Raw genomic sequence first — 16,820 nt, 5'->3', positions numbered from 1 at the left:
TACCGGACGCATCGATGAGCGTGCGGGTTTGTTCTATGGTTAGGATTGAAACGGGCGCTTGCGTGAAATAAAGCAGTTGTTCGAAAGGATGGGTAATGGAATACGCTCTCTCCAACGATTCGATTTCTATTAAGGTTTCCACGGCTGGTGGCTCGTTTACCTCGATTGAGGCCGGAGGTCGCGAGTACTTGTGGCAGGGTGATCCCACCGTGTGGTCCGGCCAGGCGCCGATTTGCTTCCCGATTTGCGGAGGCTTGCGCGACAACAGCGCCATGACGTTTGCCGGGCATCATGTAAAGCTCGCTCGCCACGGCTTTGCGCGCAAGCAGGAGTGGAAGCTGCTGAGCCAAGGCGAGAACGAGTTGGCTATGTGCCTGGCTTCGGAGGATAACGCCGCGCTGCTGAGCGATTATCCGTATCCGTTTAGGCTCGTCGCCCGCTATACGCTCGAGGACGCCGCCGTGCGTGTCTCCTATGAGGTTACCAACGAGGGCACCGAGGATATGCCGTTCTTTATCGGTGGGCATCCCGGCTTTAGGTGCCCGCTCGATGAGGGCGAGGCCTATACGGACTACGAGTTGCGCTTTGAGAAAGAAGAGGCTGCAGAGCTTTGCACCGCTGTCCCTTCGACTGGCTTGATTGACGTGGACAAGCGCTCCAAGAACCCCATGGTGGGAAAGACGCTGCCCCTGTCGCACGAGCTCTTCGATTTTGCGGAGACCATCTTTGACGTGCTCGAGAGCCGCCAGGTCATGCTTTCCAAAAAGGGCGAGGACAAGGGCGTCCGCCTGAGCTTTGAGGGCTTCCCATATCTCATTGTGTGGAGCAAGCCCGAGGGCGATTTTGTGGCAGTTGAGCCTTGGGGCGGCCTTTCGACCTGCTCCGATGAGGACGACGTGCTTGAGCATAAGCGTGGCTGCCTTGTCGCCAAGCCCAAGGAGACCGTCGTTCGCTCGTTCACGATTGAGATTCTGTAATTCCGTTTTGTCGACTCGTATCGCGAGGCACAAGGAGCCTGCGAGATAAGGAGCTAAAAATGATCCTCACCGTTACGATGAACCCGTCCGTCGATACACGCTATCAGCTCGATGAGCTCATTATCGACGACGTTAACCGTGTGACGCCCGAAAAGACCGCCGGCGGCAAGGGTCTCAACGTGGCCCGTGTACTGGGTCAGCTGGGCGACGACGTTGTGGCAACCGGTCTACTCGGCGGCCACATGGGCGCCTACATGGCCGAGCTCATGGATGCCAACGGCATTAAGAATGATTTTGTACCCATCAAGGGCGAGACTCGCATTTGCCTTAACATCCTCCACGCCGGCAACCAGACCGAGCTACTCGAGAGCGGCCCGACGATTGCCCCCGAGGAGCTCGATGCCTTTACCGCCAAGTTCGCCGAGCTTGCGAGCAAGGCCGCTGTCGTTACCATCTCGGGTTCGCTGCCCCGTGGTGTCGAGGCGGGCTACTACGCCAAGATCACGGGTATTGCCGAGAACGCCGGCGCCAAGGTGCTGCTCGATACCTCGGGTGCTTCGCTCGAGGCCGCCCTTAAGTCCGAAATTAAGCCCGAGCTGGTCAAGCCTAACCTGACCGAGATTAACGGCCTTCTGGGCACGAGCTTTACCACCGACGATGTGGACGAGCTCCGCGCCGCGCTCGCCTCTGATGCCCGCTTCTCCGATATCCCCTGGGTCGTCGTGTCCATGGGCGCTGCCGGCTCCGTTGGCTTCCACAATGGCCGTGCGTTCCGCGCAAAGACGCCCGATATCCCTGCCGTTAACGCTACGGGCTCTGGTGACTCCACTATCGCTGGCTTCGCGCATGCCATTGCTGCCGGCGCGGACGACGAGACGGTGCTGCGTACCGCCAACACCTGCGGCAAGCTCAATGCCATGGATCCCATGACCGGCCATCTGGTCATGGACCGTTGGGACGAGGTCTACAACGGCGTTGTCGTGACCGAGCTGTAAAAGCCTGGGCGTCGGCCCCGGCATTGCTTGCTAGCTCATGTCGACGACAAGTGCGGTAGCATTATGCTGGGGCGCGACGCCGAGTTTGTCGTGTTCAATCCCGACCTTACCCTGGTCGAGGCGTATGTGGGTGGCAACAGCATCGATAACGCGTTTGCCGATTAGCCGCCAAAGAAGCGATCCGAGAGGGGATTTAGATGATTTACGGTGCATTGGGCGATATCGAGGAGTACCGCGGAATTCTCAAGGGCCTCGACGTGCTGATCGACTGGCTCGAGGAGAACGACCCGGCAGAGCTCGAGGTCGGCAGCCATCCGATTCTGGGCGACAAGGTCTATGCGAACGTCATGGCTCCCACGACGCGTCCCGAGGCCGAGGCTCACTATGAGACGCATCAGCGCTATCACGACCTGCAGATCGACGTCGAGGGTCGCGAGGCCTTTAAGGTCGCCACGGGCAGCCTGACGCTGGTTCAGGAGTTTGACGAGAAGGACGACTACGATCTGGTCGATTCCGACGCTTCGATCGCCGGCGATCTTGCCGACGACAAGTTTGCGCTGTTCGTTGCCGGCGAGCCTCACATGCCCACGCTCGAGTTCCCGGGCGATGGCGCACAACCGATCAAGAAGATCTGCTTTAAGCTGCTTGCCGACGCCTACTGGGAGGAGTAGCGAGCTGCTCGGCTGAGTTGTTCGTCTGATGGCGTGATTCCCCTAGGGAAATCACGCTAGGACCCCGCCAAACGGGTTTTCCCTAGGGAAATCACGTTTGGCGGGGTTTTCTGTTTTTGAATAGGGAAGCCTCATTTATTTGCGAAGAACATCGGCTAGCCGCAGGATTGAAATCATCGACCGATAAGTGAGTTCCACTTTTTCGCCCGCAAGCAGTCGTTTCGAGCCAATCTCATCTAGCCCCACAAGCCGAGAAAACAGCGGGCCGCTCATCGTGCCATCGTCAATTGATTCCCTTATGGTCTTCAAAACGTCCGTATCATGAAGCGATGCCGAGCTGTAGGGGGCAACACGAGCGGAACTCTCAATTAACGACGAGACAAAAGGATGGAGATGCTTTGGACATAGTCCATCAAACACCACATCCCCATTGTCGTTCGAGCCGACCAGGCGCCAAGTATAATGATCGACCCAGTCATCCCCGTCATATATGGCGTCCATGAGCAACTTCCCGTCTAGAGAGAGAAACCTATTTGGACATCGGGGCGCAAGACCGCAATCCATATCGGACCTGCAGCAGCTCCAACCCAACGCACCACATAGGTTCCCTTTCGTACATGTGTATCAATCTGCTCTGAAATGCCGGTGAATGCAATTCCAGACCCGTTTGTCGGATAGCAATCGACGTATTTTTGGTTTCCGCTCACAACCTTGTATAGATATATCGTTCCAGCAAAAGAGAAGGTATCGTGGCTATTTTAAATCTATATGGCCAATTCGAGCCCTCACCATGGCAATTGTTGCAGCTGGGGTTCTTTTCATTATAATTTCACTTTGGTAAATCCCCGCCCCCTAAGCATTAAATCCGAAGTCCGCCGAGTGGCCGAATCGGCAACAAAAAAGCCGCCCGAAGGCGGCTATCTTGTGCAATGGAGCCAGCGACCGGGCTCGAACCGGTGACCCCCGCTTTACGAGAGCGGTGCTCTACCAACTGAGCTACGCTGGCGGCCATGTGATGACGCAACTGAGGCGTCAACGGCTGTCTATGATACGGGACATCGCAAATCCGCGCAAGGGTTCTGGCGGCTTTTCTCACTTTAAATGCACTAATATTGAAGACGTGATGTCTTGCTCTTACGGGTCTCAAGCAGAATGGGGCAGCGATGGCTCAACCCAAGATTCTTCTCACACGCATCGACGACCGTTTCATTTACGGGCAAGACGTTGAGCTGTGGAACGAAGCCGTGGGTTCCAACCTCGTCCTGATCGTTAACGACGAGATTGCGGCGGATTCGCGCCAATGGGCACCCATGAGGGTGGCGGCCCCAGAAGGCGTCTGGACAAGGTTTTTCTCGGTGCAAAGGACCATCGACATCATTCATACCGCAACGCCGCGCCAATGGATCTTGATCATGGTGGCCTCACCCGCCGATGCGCTCGCGCTGGTTAAGGGCGGCGTGCCCATCACCAAGATCAGCATTGGCCATATGCAAGCAGGGGAGGGCAAGCGCCCCATAACGCCCGCGGTTGCCGTGAGCGACGCAGACGTCACTGCCCTCAAAGAACTGCAAGAATTCGGCATAGAGCTAGAAATCCGCTATCTCCCCAGTTCCGCCCCCGACCCCATTGGCAATCTGTTCAACTGATCCCTTGGGGACGGAGGAAAACGGATCATTTTGCCCTTGCGAGGGATGCGCGCGATGCCGCCTGTCAAAAACTATGCCCATTTACTACGTTTGGTCGGCTATCGCCGAGCATGTCGAATTTGAGAAAAACAAAACCGCAGGTAGACGGCTTGCGAATTTAACAAAAACCGGTGCATGGTCGAGCATCCCGGGCTAAACGTAGTAAATGGGCATAGTTTTGATATGTCACTCATACAGTCACAGCGAAAATGAGCCAAAAGATGAAAAAACGCCCGTCGGCGGTGTGCCGGCGGGCGCTGCTGTGCGATATGTTGCGTTATGGGCTTAGTGCCTCATAAAGTGGTATTCGATCACATTGCTGTAGGGGTGACCCGGGCCCACAATGCCCTGCGGGAACAGCGGCTGGTGCGGCGTGTCGGGGTACATCTCGGCCTCGAGGGCAAAGCCGGCGCCCCAGCCGTAGTTGGCATCGTCCTTGGCGTGCTCGTCGCCCAGCCAGTTGCCGGTGTAGAGCTGCACGCCCGGGGCGGTGGTGTAGTAGTCCAGCTCGCGACCGGTCCACATCTCCTCGACGTGCATCGCGCGGCGCAGATTACGGCCGTACTGATAGCCATCGATGCACAAGCAGTGATCGTAGCCACGGGCCTGCTTAATCTGCGGGTCGTCGGCCTCCATGCCGGGTGCAACGGGGCGCAGCTCGCGGAAGTCAAACGGCGTACCCTCGACGGGAGCGATCTCGCCGGTAGGAATGTTCTGGTCGTCGATGGGCAGGTAGTGGGCAGCGTTAGCAACAAAGAAATGCTCACAGTCCATGCCGGCGTTATGACCGGCAAGGTTAAAGTACGTGTGGTTGGTCATGGACACGTACGTGGCGCGGTCGCTCTCGCAGCCATATTCGATACGGAAGCAGCCGGTGCGCGTCACGGTAAACACGGCCGTAAAGGTGCGGTTGCCGGGCAGGCCCAGCTCGCCATCTTCAAGCGAGGTGGTCATGCGCACAGCATTGTGGACCTCGTCGAGCTCAACGTCCCACACGCGCTTGTGCAGGCCGTACTCAAGATCGCTGTGCAGGTTGTTGGCGCCCTCGTTGGCGGGCATATGCCAGTCCGTGCCGGCGATGGTGATCGTGGCACCTGCAGTGCGGTTGGCCACAGGTCCGATGGTCGCGCCAAAGCAGGCGGGGTTGTCAAAGTAATCCTCGAGCTTATCGAAGCCCAGCACCACATCGCGCACGTTGCCGGGAATGTCGGGCACATCGATACCCAGCACGGTGGCGCCATAGTCCATAATGCGAACGCAGATCTCGGGCCCGTTGAGGGTGTAACGATGAACGGGGGTACCGCACGGTGCGGTGCCGAAAAGCTCGGAAGTGATCATTTGGTTCCTAACATCGAGGTATTTCCGACAAACTGTAGCGCGAACAGGCGAGATTATCACTACACCCCACTAAAGCAGGGGGTATTTTTCTCAAAAAAGTGATGATTGGAGCTGTGCGGGCGTTCATTTTTGACGCGCATGAGTCTGATACAATTTGTTCGTTACTGTTTGAATGATATGCGCGCACAGAACGGCGAGGATTCATCGTGATTAAAGCGGAGCGACAGGATAAGGTTCGTCAGCTGCTCGAAGAGCAGGGCACGGTCTCGGTCAAGGAGATTTCGGATGCGCTGGGCGTCTCGGACATGACGATTCGTCGCGATCTTGAGGAGCTTGCGAGCCTGGGCGAGATCGAGCGCGTGCACGGCGGCGCCCGCAGTGCACAGGGTCGTCCCCACGCTATGTTGCGCCATGAGTATTCGCACACCGAAAAGCGCACGAAGCATGCCGAGGAAAAGCTGCAGATTGCGCGCCGTGCTGTGGAGCTTATCGAGGAGGGCTCGACCATCTTTTTGGGCACGGGCACCACGGTTGAGCAGATGGCCTCGATGCTGCCGACGTTTCGCCTGCGCATTGTGACCAATTCGCTTTCGGTGTTTAACCTGCTCGAGGCGCGCGAAGACTGCGAGCTGTGCCTCGTGGGCGGTATGTACCGTCGCCGCACCGCCGCTTTTGTGGGACCAACGGCCGAGGATACCCTGCGCGCGCTGGGCATCGATGCGGCGTTTATCGGCGCCAACGGCATCTTGGACGGTGACGTGTCTACGTCCAACATGGACGAGGGCCGTATCCAGCAGCTCGCCTTTAGCAAGGCCGACTCGCGCTACCTGATCGCCGACTCCAGCAAGATCGGCAAGCGCGACTTCTACACCTTCTGCCGCCTGGACAATTTGGACGCTGTGGTGTGTGAGCCGGGTATCGCCGCCGAGGACCGCACTGCCATCGAGGAGCACACGCAAGTCATTTGCTAGCGAGTGCCGCCGTGCTAGACCAGGCGGGCGTAGTCCTGTGACTGGTGAAAGACGTGGGCGATATAGATTGTTTCGCGCTCAAACTTGTAAAGACAGGTGTAGTTGTTGACGGGAAACGATCGGTAATTACGTGCCGCCAGCTCTTGCATGTGTGAGAGAGGTCGTAGGAGCGGCTGCTCGCGAAGCAAATCAAGTTGATATTCAAACTCAGTGACAAAATTGCCCGCTGCGCGCGGATTCTTGAGGATTTGGGCAAGGTATCCGACGATACTCTCGTACTCATATCGCGCGCTTTTGAGTATTACGACGTTATAGGCCATATTTGTCTCGTATCGAGGTCGCGAAGGTGTCATAGTCGCTATAGTCGCCTTGCGATATCTCGTTTTCTGCCAGCATTATACGAGACAGCAGCTTGGCTTTGGCGATTTCGTCTTGCATGAGGCGATATTGGTCGCTGCTGATGCAGTGCATGGCCTCGTAGCCGTTCTTGGTTACGGTGACGTCGTGCTCGGACTCAACAAGCGCGGTGAATGTGGCAGTGTCCTTCATGTCTCGGACGGGCACACAGATGGGCATAGGTATCTCCTTCGCATTGGGACATAATTGTACCACGCCGTATCGAATAGTCGGCATCGTTGAATTGTCTCAATCTGTAACAGGTAGACGTCCAAAACCGGGTTTAGTGTTACAGATCGAGACGGTGAGGCATAGCATCCGTTATGCGTAAAGCTCGGTATTACTGTATGTCTCAACCATTGCAATGGTCGGTATTTTTGTAGCTATAAGCTCATTTAAAGCTCGGTATTTTTGTATTATTAGATATATCTGAAGGTCGGTATTTTTGTAAACTAGCACGTAAATTATGCTGAGGTGAGATTATGTTTAAACGGAAGGCATATGATCGTCTGCAGGAGTGGAAAGAACGCTCGCAAGGGCGCACTGCGGTGCTTATTGAGGGTGCAAGACGCGTTGGCAAAACGACGCTCGTCAAGTGCTTCGCGCAAAATGAATACAAGGATTATCTGTACATTGACTTTTCGGCTGCTAGCAAAGCCACGCTCGATATATTTCTGAACCATCGTGAAGATGTCGATCTTTTTTTACGCATGCTTCAGCTGCAGTATGGTAAGGCCCTCGAACCGAGAGAGTCGCTGGTCATTTTTGATGAAGTGCAGCGGTTTCCCATCGCGCGCGAATACATAAAGCATCTTGTAGAAGACGGCAGATTTGATTACATCGAGACAGGCTCTCTTGTCTCCATCAAAAAGAATGTCGATAGCATTGTCATACCGTCAGAGGAAGAAAGGATCCCTCTCGAGCCCCTCGATTTTGAGGAGTATCTTTGGGCGACCGGAAAAGATCTTTATGCAGAAGAGATCCGTAAAGGGCGCGAATCTCGGACCGCGCTTCCGGACGGCGTTCATGCGACGTGCATGAGATTATTTGATGAGTATATGCTTGTCGGTGGTATGCCTCAGTCGGTCGACTCCTTTGTGGCAGAGAATGATTTTAGAGGATGCGACAGGGTTAAACGGCAGATTATCGCACTGTACAGGGAGGACATTGCCAAGTTTGGAGGTTCGGACGCTAGACGTGCGCGGGCGGTTTATGACGATATTCCGGGTCAATTATCTGCGGCAAATAAACGGTTCAAATTTGACAGCTTGGAGAAGGGGTCCCGTTTTGAGACATATGAGTCGGCGTTAATCTGGCTTGAGGATGCGCGACTGATTAACCGTTGCTATTTATGCAGTGATCCGAGCGTGGGTTACCGCCTGCACGAGGACGCGTCTTCGCTTAAATGCTATATGGCGGACACGGGATTGCTCGTGAGCTTGGCGTTTGATGATGGTCCGGACCTTATGGATGTTCATAGAGACATTCAATTTGGAAGAATTTCAATTAATAAAGGAATGCTAATCGAGAACATCGTGGCGCAGCAGCTTAAGAGTCTGGGGCATTCGCTTTTTTATTACAGCTGGCAGGAGCCTTCCAAAACAGAGGGGAGTCGGCCCAGAACGCGTGAAATTGATTTTCTTGTTTCGCGCGGCTTTGAAGACGCGGCTGGAAAACCGCGGGTCACTCCTGTTGAAGTTAAATCTTCCAAATCGTATTCAACAATCTCGCTTGACGATTTCGGCAGACGATTCGAACGACGAGTCGGAGAAGAGATAGTTCTTCACCCAAAACAGCTCAGGGCTGAAGGGCATAGGATATATCTACCTCTGTATATGACGATCTTTATCTGATCGACGGCATGCGGTCCTGTGGCTCATTGAACCGCAGGACCGTGTATCGTTGGGGGTTTATTGTGATAATGCGCGCAAGCTAAGCCGGGGATCGAGTTTTCGGGATATGTCGGTGAAGTTCAGTCACCGCGGACTGGGTGTCCGTGCGCCCGACGAGGTCGTTGCGTGCCTAGAAGCCCCGAGCTCCAGAAGCCGTACGCTTGTTTCGGGCGTGCTGGTCGAATGCTCCAGCGTGAAAGACCTACGGGTGTAGCTTGCTCGGCCTGTTTGTCTCGATCTGTAACAGTTAGGACTGAAAAACTCGGCTACGTGTTACAGGTTGAGATTTTTAGGCTAGGTCTAATCTATTCATCTCGATCCGTAACAGGTAGGGGAGAAATAACCCGCCAGATGTTACAGATTTAGATTGAGAGGGTTGGCTCGTGCGTTCATCTTGATCTGTAACAACTAGGACCCAAAAACTTAGCTAGATGTTACAGATTGAGACTGAGAGGATTGCCCTGTGTGTTCATCTCGATCTGTAACAGTTGGGGCCGAAACCGCGGGTCAGATGTTACAGATCGAGACAAACGGCTCCCGGTCCGCCCAAACACAAAGGCCGGGGGCGGCGCGCCGTGTGACGTGCCGCCCCCGGCTGAGAAATGGGGACAAGTTATGTGAGCAGGGCAATTACGCCAACTGCAAGCCACTAGTCCAGACGACGGGTCTGCGCCACGTGCTTGTACCAGTAGGCGCTTGCCTTGGGCGTGCGCTTCTGGGTTTCAAAGTCTACGTAGAAGAAGCCGTAGCGCTTGTTGTAGCCGTTGGTCCAGGAGAACTGGTCCTGCAGGCTCCACAGGAAGTAGCCGCCCACGTTGACGCCCACCTCCATGGCCTTAAGCAGCCAGCGCAGGTGCTGCTCGATGTAGTCGATGCGCGGCTGGTCGTCCACAAAGCCGTCCTTGTAGGGGTCCTTGTAGCCCATACCGTTTTCGGTAATGAAAATCTGCTTGTAGTTGGGGTAGCGCTGTTTAATGTAGACGAGCAGATCGAACAGACCCTCGGGATAGATGATCCAGTCCCAGTCGGTGGTGGGGATGCCGGGCTTGTTCACATGCTCGCCAATGCCCTTGACGCGCCAGCGGCCGGTACCCTTCTCGCCCGTGCCGTTGTGGTGCAGGTCGTTCTCGCCGTCGTAGGCCTTGAGGAAACGGCACTGGTAGTTGTTGACACCCAGGTAGTCGTTGTAGAGCGCGGCCTCGCGCATAATCTCGAGGTCCTTGTCCAGGATCTCGATGGTGCCGCCCGAGACGGCAGCCAGGCGGTTGGCGCACTCGAGGGTGTCGGGGGCATAGTCGCCGCGGAAGGTGGCGTCAAGCAGGAACTGGTTTTGCAGCACGTGCTCGTTGTTGGCGGCCTTGATGTCGGCGGGGTCGTTCTCGTTGAGCGGGTACTTGAACTCTAACGACTGAATGACGCCGATCTTGCCCTTAAAGCCGCCGTTGTGGAAGGCCAGCACAGCCTTGGCGTGGGCAAGCATCATGTTGTGCTCGCACTGGAAGGCCTCGGCCAGATGAGCTTTGACGCCGCCGGGGAAGGTGCCCTCGATGTAGGTGTTGGAGGCGTCAGCCCAGATCTCGTTAAAGGTGAACCAATAGGTCACCTGGTCAGCGTATTCCTTAAAGCAGAAGGTGGCAAAGTCCACAAAGGCGTCGATGGTCTCGCGATTGAGGAAGTCGCCCTTCTCAAAGAGGGGCAGCGGCGTGTCAAAGTGATGCAGCGTGACAAACGGCTCAACGTGGTGCTTGTGGCACTCGGCAAAGAGATCGTGGTAGAACTGCACGCCCTCGGGGTTTACCTTGCCAGTACCCTCGGGGAAGATACGGCTCCAGGCGATGGAGAGGCGGATGCCGTTGATGCCGAACTCCTCGCACAGCTCCAGATCGACGGGGTACTGGTTGTAGAAGTCGGAGGCGGGGTCGGGGGAGAAACGGCCCTGGGCCTCCAGGAAGTCGTCCCAGGCGACCTTGCCCTTTCCGTGGGTGCGGGTCTCGCCTTCTACCTGGTAGGCAGCGGTGGCGCCGCCAAAGACAAAGTCCTCGGGAAACTGCGCGGGCGGGTTGGTGACGCTGGCAGGGTTAACGGACATGATGATCCAATCGTTTAAATCGAAGGGCCAGCCGGTCTTGGATAGTCGGCTGGCCCTAAGCGTTACTTACTTCGACAGCTGCTCGCTCACAAAGGCGAGAGACTTGTCGCCGTTCTGGGAGAGCTCGATGTATTGCTTACCGCGGCAGGCGACGCACTTGTTGCCCACGCGCTCGCAGTCCTTCTGCAGGTCGGCCAGGTAGCTGGCGGCCTGCGGGGCCAGGACGACCAGGTCAAAGTCGGGAAGCATGTCCACGTGGTTGCCATAGGCATCGGCGGCGGTCTCAAGATCGATGCCGCGCTCCTTGGCGGCCTTGGCCAGTGCGTTGGCGAGCAGGCCCGAAGTGCCGCCGCCCTGGCAGAGCACGAGTACGCGCTTGCCGTTGAGGTCGCTGGCGGCCGTAGCTTCGGTGGCGGCAGCAGCGGGGGCAGCGTCGGTCTTTACGACCTCGGCAGCGGCGCCGGCGGCAACACTCTTGGCGTCGGCCTTACCCTGGAAGGCGTCGTTGAGCTTGGCGGCCTTCTCGGCGTTCTTGGCGGCGAGCTCCTCCTGGGAGATCTCGGCCTCCTCGGCGCACTTCTGGGCGTCATAGGCACGGAAGAACGGGTAGTACAGGGCAAAGTCGATGACTAGGATGATGGCGAGCATCACAAAGGCGAGCGGCTGGAAGCCCAGGCCCATGATGGTGCCGATGGGGCCGGGGACGGTCCAGGGCAGGGTGTACATAAAGCCGTTCATGCCCAAGAAGTCGATAAAGACCTTGAGGATCCAGATGTTGGCGATCGGGGCAAAGACAAACGGGACAAAGAAGACGGGGTTGAGCACGATAGGCGCGGCGAACAGCAGCGGCTCGTTGACGGCAAAGCACACGGGGACGATGGCTGCTTTGCCGACGGCGCGCATCTCCTGGGACTTGGCCAGGAAGCAGAACATAAAGACCAGGACGAGCGTGGCGCCGGTGCCGCCCATGCAGACGACGAAGTACTGGGCTCCCTGCGTCAGGACGGCGGTGGCGTGCTCGCCGGCCTGGAATGCAGCCAGGTTGTCGGTCATGTTGGCAACGAGAGCGGCGGCGATGGCGGGCTCGACGATCGAGGGGCCGTGGACGCCGACGAACCAGAAGAGGCTCATAGCGCCGTAGATCACAGCGAGGCCGATATAGCCGTCGGCGGCGGTGAACAGGGGCTGGAACACCTGGATGACGCCCTGGGCAAAGCAGAAGCCAAAGGCAGCGCGGAAGACGATGTCAAAGACCCAAAAGACGGTGATGCAGACGGAGAAGGGGATGATGTCCTTAAAGGTCTGCGAGATGTTGGGCGGAACCTGCTCGGGCATCTTGACGGTGATGTTGCGCTTAATGAAGAACTTGTAGATGATGCCGGTCACAAACGCAGCGATAAAGGCGATCAACAGGCCTTTGGAACCAAGGTAGGTGGTGTTGAAGCCGCTGGCAGCATCCGTGGCGATCGTGTCGCTCGAAAGGAGCAAGAAGCCGATGATGGCTGCGCACATGCACGAGATGAAGTTGATCTGGTTGTTCTTGGGTAGATCGCGGTTCTGGGCGTCGGCGAAGTGCTTGGCCGTGGTGGCGGCGCAGGCGATGGCCAGAATGCCCATGGAGTAGTTGTAGCACTTCCACAGGGCGTTGTTGATGTCATCGGGCCAGTAGAAACCCCAGATGTTGGGGACCGAGGCTACCAGGCAGAAGATGGACGAGAAGATGATGATGGGGATGACGGAGATAAAGCCGTCGCGGATCGCCTTGAGGTACTTGTTGCGGGCGATCGCGTTGAAAAAGGGCTGGCCCTTTTCGATGATGGCGATGAGTTGCTCCATGCAATGCTCCTAAGAGTCGGTGGGTTAGCAACGATGGTAGCTTTTGACGTTCGGTTGCCAAAATGTTGACGTTGCCATTTTGCGGCACAAAAAAAGACGCGAACCGGTGGCCCTTGTGCCTGTGGACCGTCGATTCCTTGCGCGTAAACGTTTGAGCCGCCCGGTGGCTCTGTGTTTGCACAATGGCAACGTTAACATTTGGGCGACAAAAGCCGCTCGGGGAAGCAGAATTGTCGGTGAACGGTAGGTTTTGGGTGGTAAGCGTATCGTTGGGGAGGCGTTGGATATACTTAAAGGTGTTCAAAATGACTGCGCAGGATGTCTTCAATGGCATCGTTGACATAGAAAGATCGACCTATGGCCGCTGTTAAAAAATCGGTTTCCGTTAAGGACGTGGCGCGTCTCGCGGGCGTCTCGGAGCAGACAGTCTCGCGTACGGTGCACGATTCGCCCAGCGTGCGCCTCGAGACCAAGGAGCGCGTGCGCGCCGCCATGCGCGAGCTGGGGTATCGCCCCAATTTTGCCGGTCGATCGCTGCGCCGCGGCAAGTTTAAGACCGTCGGCGTCGCCATGTTCAACATTACCGGCACCGGCAACCTCGACCGTATGGAGGGCTTTGCCGCCGCGGCCGACAAACATGGCTATGCCATCACCCTCACTAAAGTAGACGGGCATCCGTATACCCTCGAGAGCGCATCGTCGCGCATGAGCGCGCTGCCGGTGGATGGCATGGTTGTGATCATGAATCGCATGCCGGCGGACTTTGGCACCTTCGAGCCGCTGCCCGGTATGCAGACGGTGCTCGTTACCATGCTGGAGCACCCGCTCTGTTCAACAGTCGATAACGACCAGTTCGATTGCTCGCGCCAGGTGGTCGAGTACCTGCTGGAGCAGGGGCACAAGACCGTGCACTTTATCTCGTGCCCCGAGCGCTCGCTTTCGGGCATGCGTCGCGAGGAGGGCTGGCGCGAGACATTGCGCGCGCATGGTATTGAGCCGCCGCGACTCGTCCGTGGCGATTGGACGGCACAGAGCGGATATGCCGCCGGCCAGGTGCTTGCGGACGATTCGAACTGCACAGCCATTTATGCTTCCAACGATGCCATGGCCTACGGCTGCATTCGCGGGCTCGAGTCGCGCGGGAAGCACGTGCCCCAGGACGTAAGCGTGGTGGGTGTTGACGATAGTTTGGGCGATATCGTGCCCGATCGTCGCCTGACTACGGTGCGCTTTGACAACAAGCGCGTCGGCATGTGGGCGGTCGACAAGATTGCCGGCGCCGAGGGCGCTGCACCCGGTGTGGAGCACATGCTGTTTCCGGGTGTGCTCGTCGAGGGCGATACGGTGCGCGATATACGCTAGGGTGCGGACCTGTTTGGGTTGCCGCTAATTGTGTTTGAGAATGTTCAGATTGGTTTAAAAACCGTTCACGGGTGAAAAGCAACCGTTCATAGCTCGAAATTACGTTTTGCGCTGTTCTTTTTTGTTTGAATGTTAATGTTCCTGCCATACACAGCGCAGCGCGTATGCCCGGACGCGATGCTCTCCGTTGGTTCATATGTGAAAGGAACGCAATATGGCAACCAAAGAAGAAATCTCGATGGTTGGATTTGAGATTGTCGCATACGCGGGCGACGCCCAGACCGATCTGCTTGCAGCGCTCGATGCTGCTCGCGAGGGTGATTTTGAGAAGGCCGAGCAGCTGCACAAGGATGCCAGCGATGCACTTATCGGCGCCCACGACACGCAGACCAAGCTGCTTTCGCAGGAGGCCGGCGGCGGCGAGATGGAGATGACCTTCATCATGGCTCACGCTCAGGACACTCTCATGACCACCATGATCCTGGAGAAGCAGACCCGCTTTACCATCGATGCCTATAAGCGCATCGCCGCACTCGAGGCTAAGCTCGCCTAACGAGCTCTCACAACCAAGTCCCCTTCCAAAAGCTCTGCCGCTACCCGCGGCAGGGCTTTTTCTGTACTCCTCCAAGTTGCGGTGAAATAGGGACTGAATAGGGACCGGCGGGCGCAAAACAATCCCTATTCCACCGCAACTCATCCCGAAATAGTCATTGGGGACAGTCTTGGTGCCCGTTCGTCTTGCCGTTCGGTTTTTCGCTGGGTGGGTATACTTCCTTTCACATTAAACGCCGGACTGAGGAGGTATCCAAATGCCGGATAACGGGTCAATACAAAAAAGAGACGCGCACGAGATGGCTCATGGGCGTCCTGTCCAGATAACCGAGCACACGACGGTAACCGAGCTGCAGCCCAGCCTGTCCGATGTCGTGTGCGCAAACAAAAAGCTGCAGATCGGTATCATCGTTGCGCTCGTGGTACTGGCCTTGCTGTCGGGCTTTGTGGCTCGTCCGCATTTTGCCGATACCAAGACTTGGGACTCCACCATCGAGGTTATCGACCAAAAGAAAGGTAACGTACTGGCGCTCACGGCCTCGTGCGTGGCGCTGTCTGCGGGCATTACCGCGCTGCCGGGTGATACGGGTACGCCGGTCGCTGAGCAGCTCGCACAGCTTTCAGGCAACCTTGGTATCGTGCTTGCCGTGCTATACCTCGAGAAATACTTGCTCACGATTTTGTGGTCGGTTGGCTTGGGCATCTTAATCCCGTTTGCGCTGGTGCTCTTTGCGGTCTCGCTTGGCATTCACGGACGCTGGAGCACGAGCGCTGTCCTGCGCCGCGTGGCGACCCGCGTGCTGGTGGTTGCCGTGATCGGCATGGCCTTGGTGCCTGCAAGCGTATGGGTGTCGCAAAAGGTCGACGAGACGTATCGGGTGAGCATCGAAGCGGCCGAGCAAAAGGCGGCCGACGCTGCGGGTGCGGCAGACGGCAATAGCTCCAAAACGAGCAAGAAAAAGTCCGAGTCCACAGAATCCAAGAACGTGCTTGAGCAGCTTGCCGACGGTGCCTCGGGTCTTGTCGCGTCGGTGACCAACGGCGCCAAACAGATGACCGATGAGATTGTGCAACAGGTGACCGATCTGATCGAAGGCGTCATCGTGATGATTGTGACTTCGTGCGTTATTCCATTGCTGGTGCTCGCGGCGTTTCTGTGGCTGGGGCACACGCTGCTGGGGATCGATATTTCCGGCCCGGCGAACTATTTAACGGGACGTTTTCTGAGCGCTCCGTCCAAACATGCCAAGAAGAGCGGGCAGTCTGAGTAGGCGGCAAAGCGATCTTTGGAAGATCAACCGTAAGAAGGGCGGCCGAGACACGTTCTCGGCCGCCCTTTTGTTTGTTGAAGACATGGTCGCTACGTCTGCGCCGGGCTCAAACGGTCGGCAATCAACCGTAAACGGTATTTGTTCAAAAAAGAACAAAGTTAAACAAATAATGGTTGCAACCTATGTTCGAATGTGTTCAAATAAACATGAACAGTGAAGAACCGCACATTCAGATGCCCGGACCTGAGCGCGATTCAACACTTCCAAACAGAAACTACGCACCTGCGTATCTCTCAAGGAGGATGTCATGAGGGTTGTAATCGCTTCCGATGCCGACGGTATGTCGATGAAGGAGTCCATCAAGGAGATGCTCATCGCTGACGGTCACGAGGTCGTCGACTATTCCGAGACCCCTGCTGCGGACTTTGTCGATTCCGCGACCGCCGTTGCCAAGGACCTGCTGGAGCACAAGGATTCCCAGGGCTTCGCATTCGATAAGTACGGCGTCGGCTCCTATATGGCCGCCGTCAAGATCAAGGGCATGGTCGTCGCCAACATTTCCGACGAGCGTTCCGCCTACATGACCCGCGAGCACAACGGCTCGCGCATGGTCACCATGGGCCCGGGCGTTGTGGGCACCGAGGTCGCCAAGAAGATCGCCCGCGAGTTCCTGCGCGCCCAGTACGCCGGCGGCCGTCACCAGATCCGTGTCGACATGCTCAACAAGATGGCCTAACGAGAGCCACCGAGAACTCGAACTTCTATCTCAACTTGTGAATTCAGAC

16 protein-coding genes and 1 tRNA gene are annotated in these 16,820 nt (G+C 56.8%); 10 read left to right on the top strand and 7 right to left on the bottom strand.

Annotated features, from left to right (window positions below):
- Positions 1-95 precede the first annotated feature (95 nt).
- From DW913_RS02775 to DW913_RS02765, 3 genes are all read left to right on the top strand, one after another.
- A complete protein-coding gene (locus DW913_RS02775; RefSeq protein ID WP_117797505.1) occupies positions 96-977 on the top strand; it encodes an aldose 1-epimerase family protein in 882 nt (293 codons plus the stop codon).
- A 59-nt stretch (positions 978-1,036) separates the two neighbouring features.
- Positions 1,037-1,972: a hexose kinase gene (locus tag DW913_RS02770; RefSeq protein WP_117648435.1), complete on the top strand. Its 936-nt coding sequence runs from the start codon at positions 1,037-1,039 to the stop codon at positions 1,970-1,972.
- Between the two features lie 197 nt (positions 1,973-2,169).
- A complete protein-coding gene (locus tag DW913_RS02765) occupies positions 2,170-2,643 on the top strand; it encodes a YhcH/YjgK/YiaL family protein (RefSeq protein WP_117637052.1) in 474 nt (157 codons plus the stop codon).
- Between the two features lie 135 nt (positions 2,644-2,778).
- Here the strand turns inward: DW913_RS02765 and DW913_RS02760 are convergent, their stop codons facing one another.
- Together DW913_RS02760 and DW913_RS02755 are read right to left on the bottom strand one after the other, a co-directional pair.
- The gene (locus DW913_RS02760; protein ID WP_117564756.1) at positions 2,779-3,144 is read right to left on the bottom strand and encodes a hypothetical protein; all 366 of its coding nucleotides are present in this window, start codon (positions 3,142-3,144) and stop codon (positions 2,779-2,781) included.
- A 429-nt stretch (positions 3,145-3,573) separates the two neighbouring features.
- Positions 3,574-3,649 (bottom strand) — tRNA-Thr (locus DW913_RS02755).
- 157 nt (positions 3,650-3,806) lie between these two features.
- Between DW913_RS02755 and DW913_RS02750 the strand changes: the two genes are divergently transcribed.
- The gene (locus DW913_RS02750) at positions 3,807-4,289 is read left to right on the top strand and encodes a PTS sugar transporter subunit IIB (protein ID WP_117797504.1); all 483 of its coding nucleotides are present in this window, start codon (positions 3,807-3,809) and stop codon (positions 4,287-4,289) included.
- A gap of 324 nt (positions 4,290-4,613) precedes the next feature.
- On the opposite strand, the gene DW913_RS02745 is transcribed toward DW913_RS02750, so the two are convergent.
- Positions 4,614-5,666, bottom strand: a complete 1,053-nt coding sequence (locus tag DW913_RS02745; protein WP_117797503.1) for an aldose epimerase family protein — start codon at positions 5,664-5,666, stop codon at positions 4,614-4,616.
- Between the two features lie 206 nt (positions 5,667-5,872).
- Here DW913_RS02745 and DW913_RS02740 point away from each other — a divergent pair, with 206 nt between their 5' ends.
- A complete protein-coding gene (locus DW913_RS02740; RefSeq protein ID WP_233541979.1) occupies positions 5,873-6,637 on the top strand; it encodes a DeoR/GlpR family DNA-binding transcription regulator in 765 nt (254 codons plus the stop codon).
- Between the two features lie 14 nt (positions 6,638-6,651).
- Here the strand turns inward: DW913_RS02740 and DW913_RS02735 are convergent, their stop codons facing one another.
- Both DW913_RS02735 and DW913_RS02730 read right to left on the bottom strand, forming a co-directional pair.
- Positions 6,652-6,957, bottom strand: a complete 306-nt coding sequence (locus tag DW913_RS02735; RefSeq protein WP_158549313.1) for a type II toxin-antitoxin system RelE/ParE family toxin — start codon at positions 6,955-6,957, stop codon at positions 6,652-6,654.
- Positions 6,947-7,213 (bottom strand): type II toxin-antitoxin system Phd/YefM family antitoxin, encoded by a 267-nt coding sequence (locus DW913_RS02730; protein ID WP_117640149.1) that lies wholly within the window; start codon positions 7,211-7,213, stop codon positions 6,947-6,949. Before DW913_RS02730 ends, DW913_RS02735 begins: the two co-directional genes overlap by 11 nt.
- Before the next feature lie 302 nt (positions 7,214-7,515).
- On the opposite strand from DW913_RS02730, the gene DW913_RS02725 reads away from it, so the two are divergent.
- The gene (locus DW913_RS02725) at positions 7,516-8,886 is read left to right on the top strand and encodes an ATP-binding protein (RefSeq protein WP_117797502.1); all 1,371 of its coding nucleotides are present in this window, start codon (positions 7,516-7,518) and stop codon (positions 8,884-8,886) included.
- A 688-nt stretch (positions 8,887-9,574) separates the two neighbouring features.
- Here DW913_RS02725 and lacG read toward each other — a convergent pair.
- Together lacG and DW913_RS02715 are read right to left on the bottom strand one after the other, a co-directional pair.
- Positions 9,575-11,014 (bottom strand): 6-phospho-beta-galactosidase, encoded by a 1,440-nt coding sequence (lacG, locus tag DW913_RS02720; protein WP_117797501.1) that lies wholly within the window; start codon positions 11,012-11,014, stop codon positions 9,575-9,577.
- A 66-nt stretch (positions 11,015-11,080) separates the two neighbouring features.
- Positions 11,081-12,850: a PTS transporter subunit EIIC gene (locus DW913_RS02715; RefSeq protein WP_117640150.1), complete on the bottom strand. Its 1,770-nt coding sequence runs from the start codon at positions 12,848-12,850 to the stop codon at positions 11,081-11,083.
- Positions 12,851-13,207: 357 nt separating this feature from the next.
- On the opposite strand from DW913_RS02715, the gene DW913_RS02710 reads away from it, so the two are divergent.
- From DW913_RS02710 to lacA, 4 genes are all read left to right on the top strand, one after another.
- Complete coding sequence (locus DW913_RS02710) at positions 13,208-14,212, top strand: LacI family DNA-binding transcriptional regulator (protein WP_117629880.1); 1,005 nt, start codon at positions 13,208-13,210, stop codon at positions 14,210-14,212.
- Between the two features lie 214 nt (positions 14,213-14,426).
- Positions 14,427-14,765, top strand: a complete 339-nt coding sequence (locus tag DW913_RS02705) for a PTS lactose/cellobiose transporter subunit IIA (protein ID WP_089572387.1) — start codon at positions 14,427-14,429, stop codon at positions 14,763-14,765.
- A gap of 298 nt (positions 14,766-15,063) precedes the next feature.
- Positions 15,064-16,035: a hypothetical protein gene (locus tag DW913_RS02700; protein ID WP_117797500.1), complete on the top strand. Its 972-nt coding sequence runs from the start codon at positions 15,064-15,066 to the stop codon at positions 16,033-16,035.
- 307 nt (positions 16,036-16,342) lie between these two features.
- Positions 16,343-16,771: a galactose-6-phosphate isomerase subunit LacA gene (lacA, locus tag DW913_RS02695; RefSeq protein ID WP_006234830.1), complete on the top strand. Its 429-nt coding sequence runs from the start codon at positions 16,343-16,345 to the stop codon at positions 16,769-16,771.
- Positions 16,772-16,820: the final 49 nt, after the last annotated feature.

It is taken from the genome of Collinsella sp. AM42-18AC (assembly GCF_003467965.1).
In the GTDB taxonomy this organism is placed as follows: domain Bacteria; phylum Actinomycetota; class Coriobacteriia; order Coriobacteriales; family Coriobacteriaceae; genus Collinsella.
The sequence above is the reverse complement of the archived record's forward strand: the minus strand, read 5'-3'. Positions and strand labels throughout refer to the sequence as shown.

Excerpts from the sequence above, each read along its gene's own strand:
- DW913_RS02735 (WP_158549313.1), bottom strand. The coding sequence starts at position 6,957 with ATGGCCTATAACGTCGTAATACTCAAAAGCGCGCGATATGAGTACGAG.
- DW913_RS02725 (WP_117797502.1), top strand. The coding sequence starts at position 7,516 with ATGTTTAAACGGAAGGCATATGATCGTCTGCAGGAGTGGAAAGAACGC.
- DW913_RS02710 (WP_117629880.1), top strand. The coding sequence starts at position 13,208 with ATGGCCGCTGTTAAAAAATCGGTTTCCGTTAAGGACGTGGCGCGTCTC.
- lacG (WP_117797501.1), bottom strand. The coding sequence starts at position 11,014 with ATGTCCGTTAACCCTGCCAGCGTCACCAACCCGCCCGCGCAGTTTCCC.
- DW913_RS02760 (WP_117564756.1), bottom strand. The coding sequence starts at position 3,144 with ATGGACGCCATATATGACGGGGATGACTGGGTCGATCATTATACTTGG.
- DW913_RS02715 (WP_117640150.1), bottom strand. The coding sequence starts at position 12,850 with ATGGAGCAACTCATCGCCATCATCGAAAAGGGCCAGCCCTTTTTCAAC.
- DW913_RS02750 (WP_117797504.1), top strand. The coding sequence starts at position 3,807 with ATGGCTCAACCCAAGATTCTTCTCACACGCATCGACGACCGTTTCATT.
- DW913_RS02730 (WP_117640149.1), bottom strand. The coding sequence starts at position 7,213 with ATGCCCATCTGTGTGCCCGTCCGAGACATGAAGGACACTGCCACATTC.
- DW913_RS02775 (WP_117797505.1), top strand. The coding sequence starts at position 96 with ATGGAATACGCTCTCTCCAACGATTCGATTTCTATTAAGGTTTCCACG.
- DW913_RS02770 (WP_117648435.1), top strand. The coding sequence starts at position 1,037 with ATGATCCTCACCGTTACGATGAACCCGTCCGTCGATACACGCTATCAG.
- DW913_RS02705 (WP_089572387.1), top strand. The coding sequence starts at position 14,427 with ATGGCAACCAAAGAAGAAATCTCGATGGTTGGATTTGAGATTGTCGCA.
- DW913_RS02765 (WP_117637052.1), top strand. The coding sequence starts at position 2,170 with ATGATTTACGGTGCATTGGGCGATATCGAGGAGTACCGCGGAATTCTC.
- DW913_RS02700 (WP_117797500.1), top strand. The coding sequence starts at position 15,064 with ATGGCTCATGGGCGTCCTGTCCAGATAACCGAGCACACGACGGTAACC.
- DW913_RS02745 (WP_117797503.1), bottom strand. The coding sequence starts at position 5,666 with ATGATCACTTCCGAGCTTTTCGGCACCGCACCGTGCGGTACCCCCGTT.
- lacA (WP_006234830.1), top strand. The coding sequence starts at position 16,343 with ATGAGGGTTGTAATCGCTTCCGATGCCGACGGTATGTCGATGAAGGAG.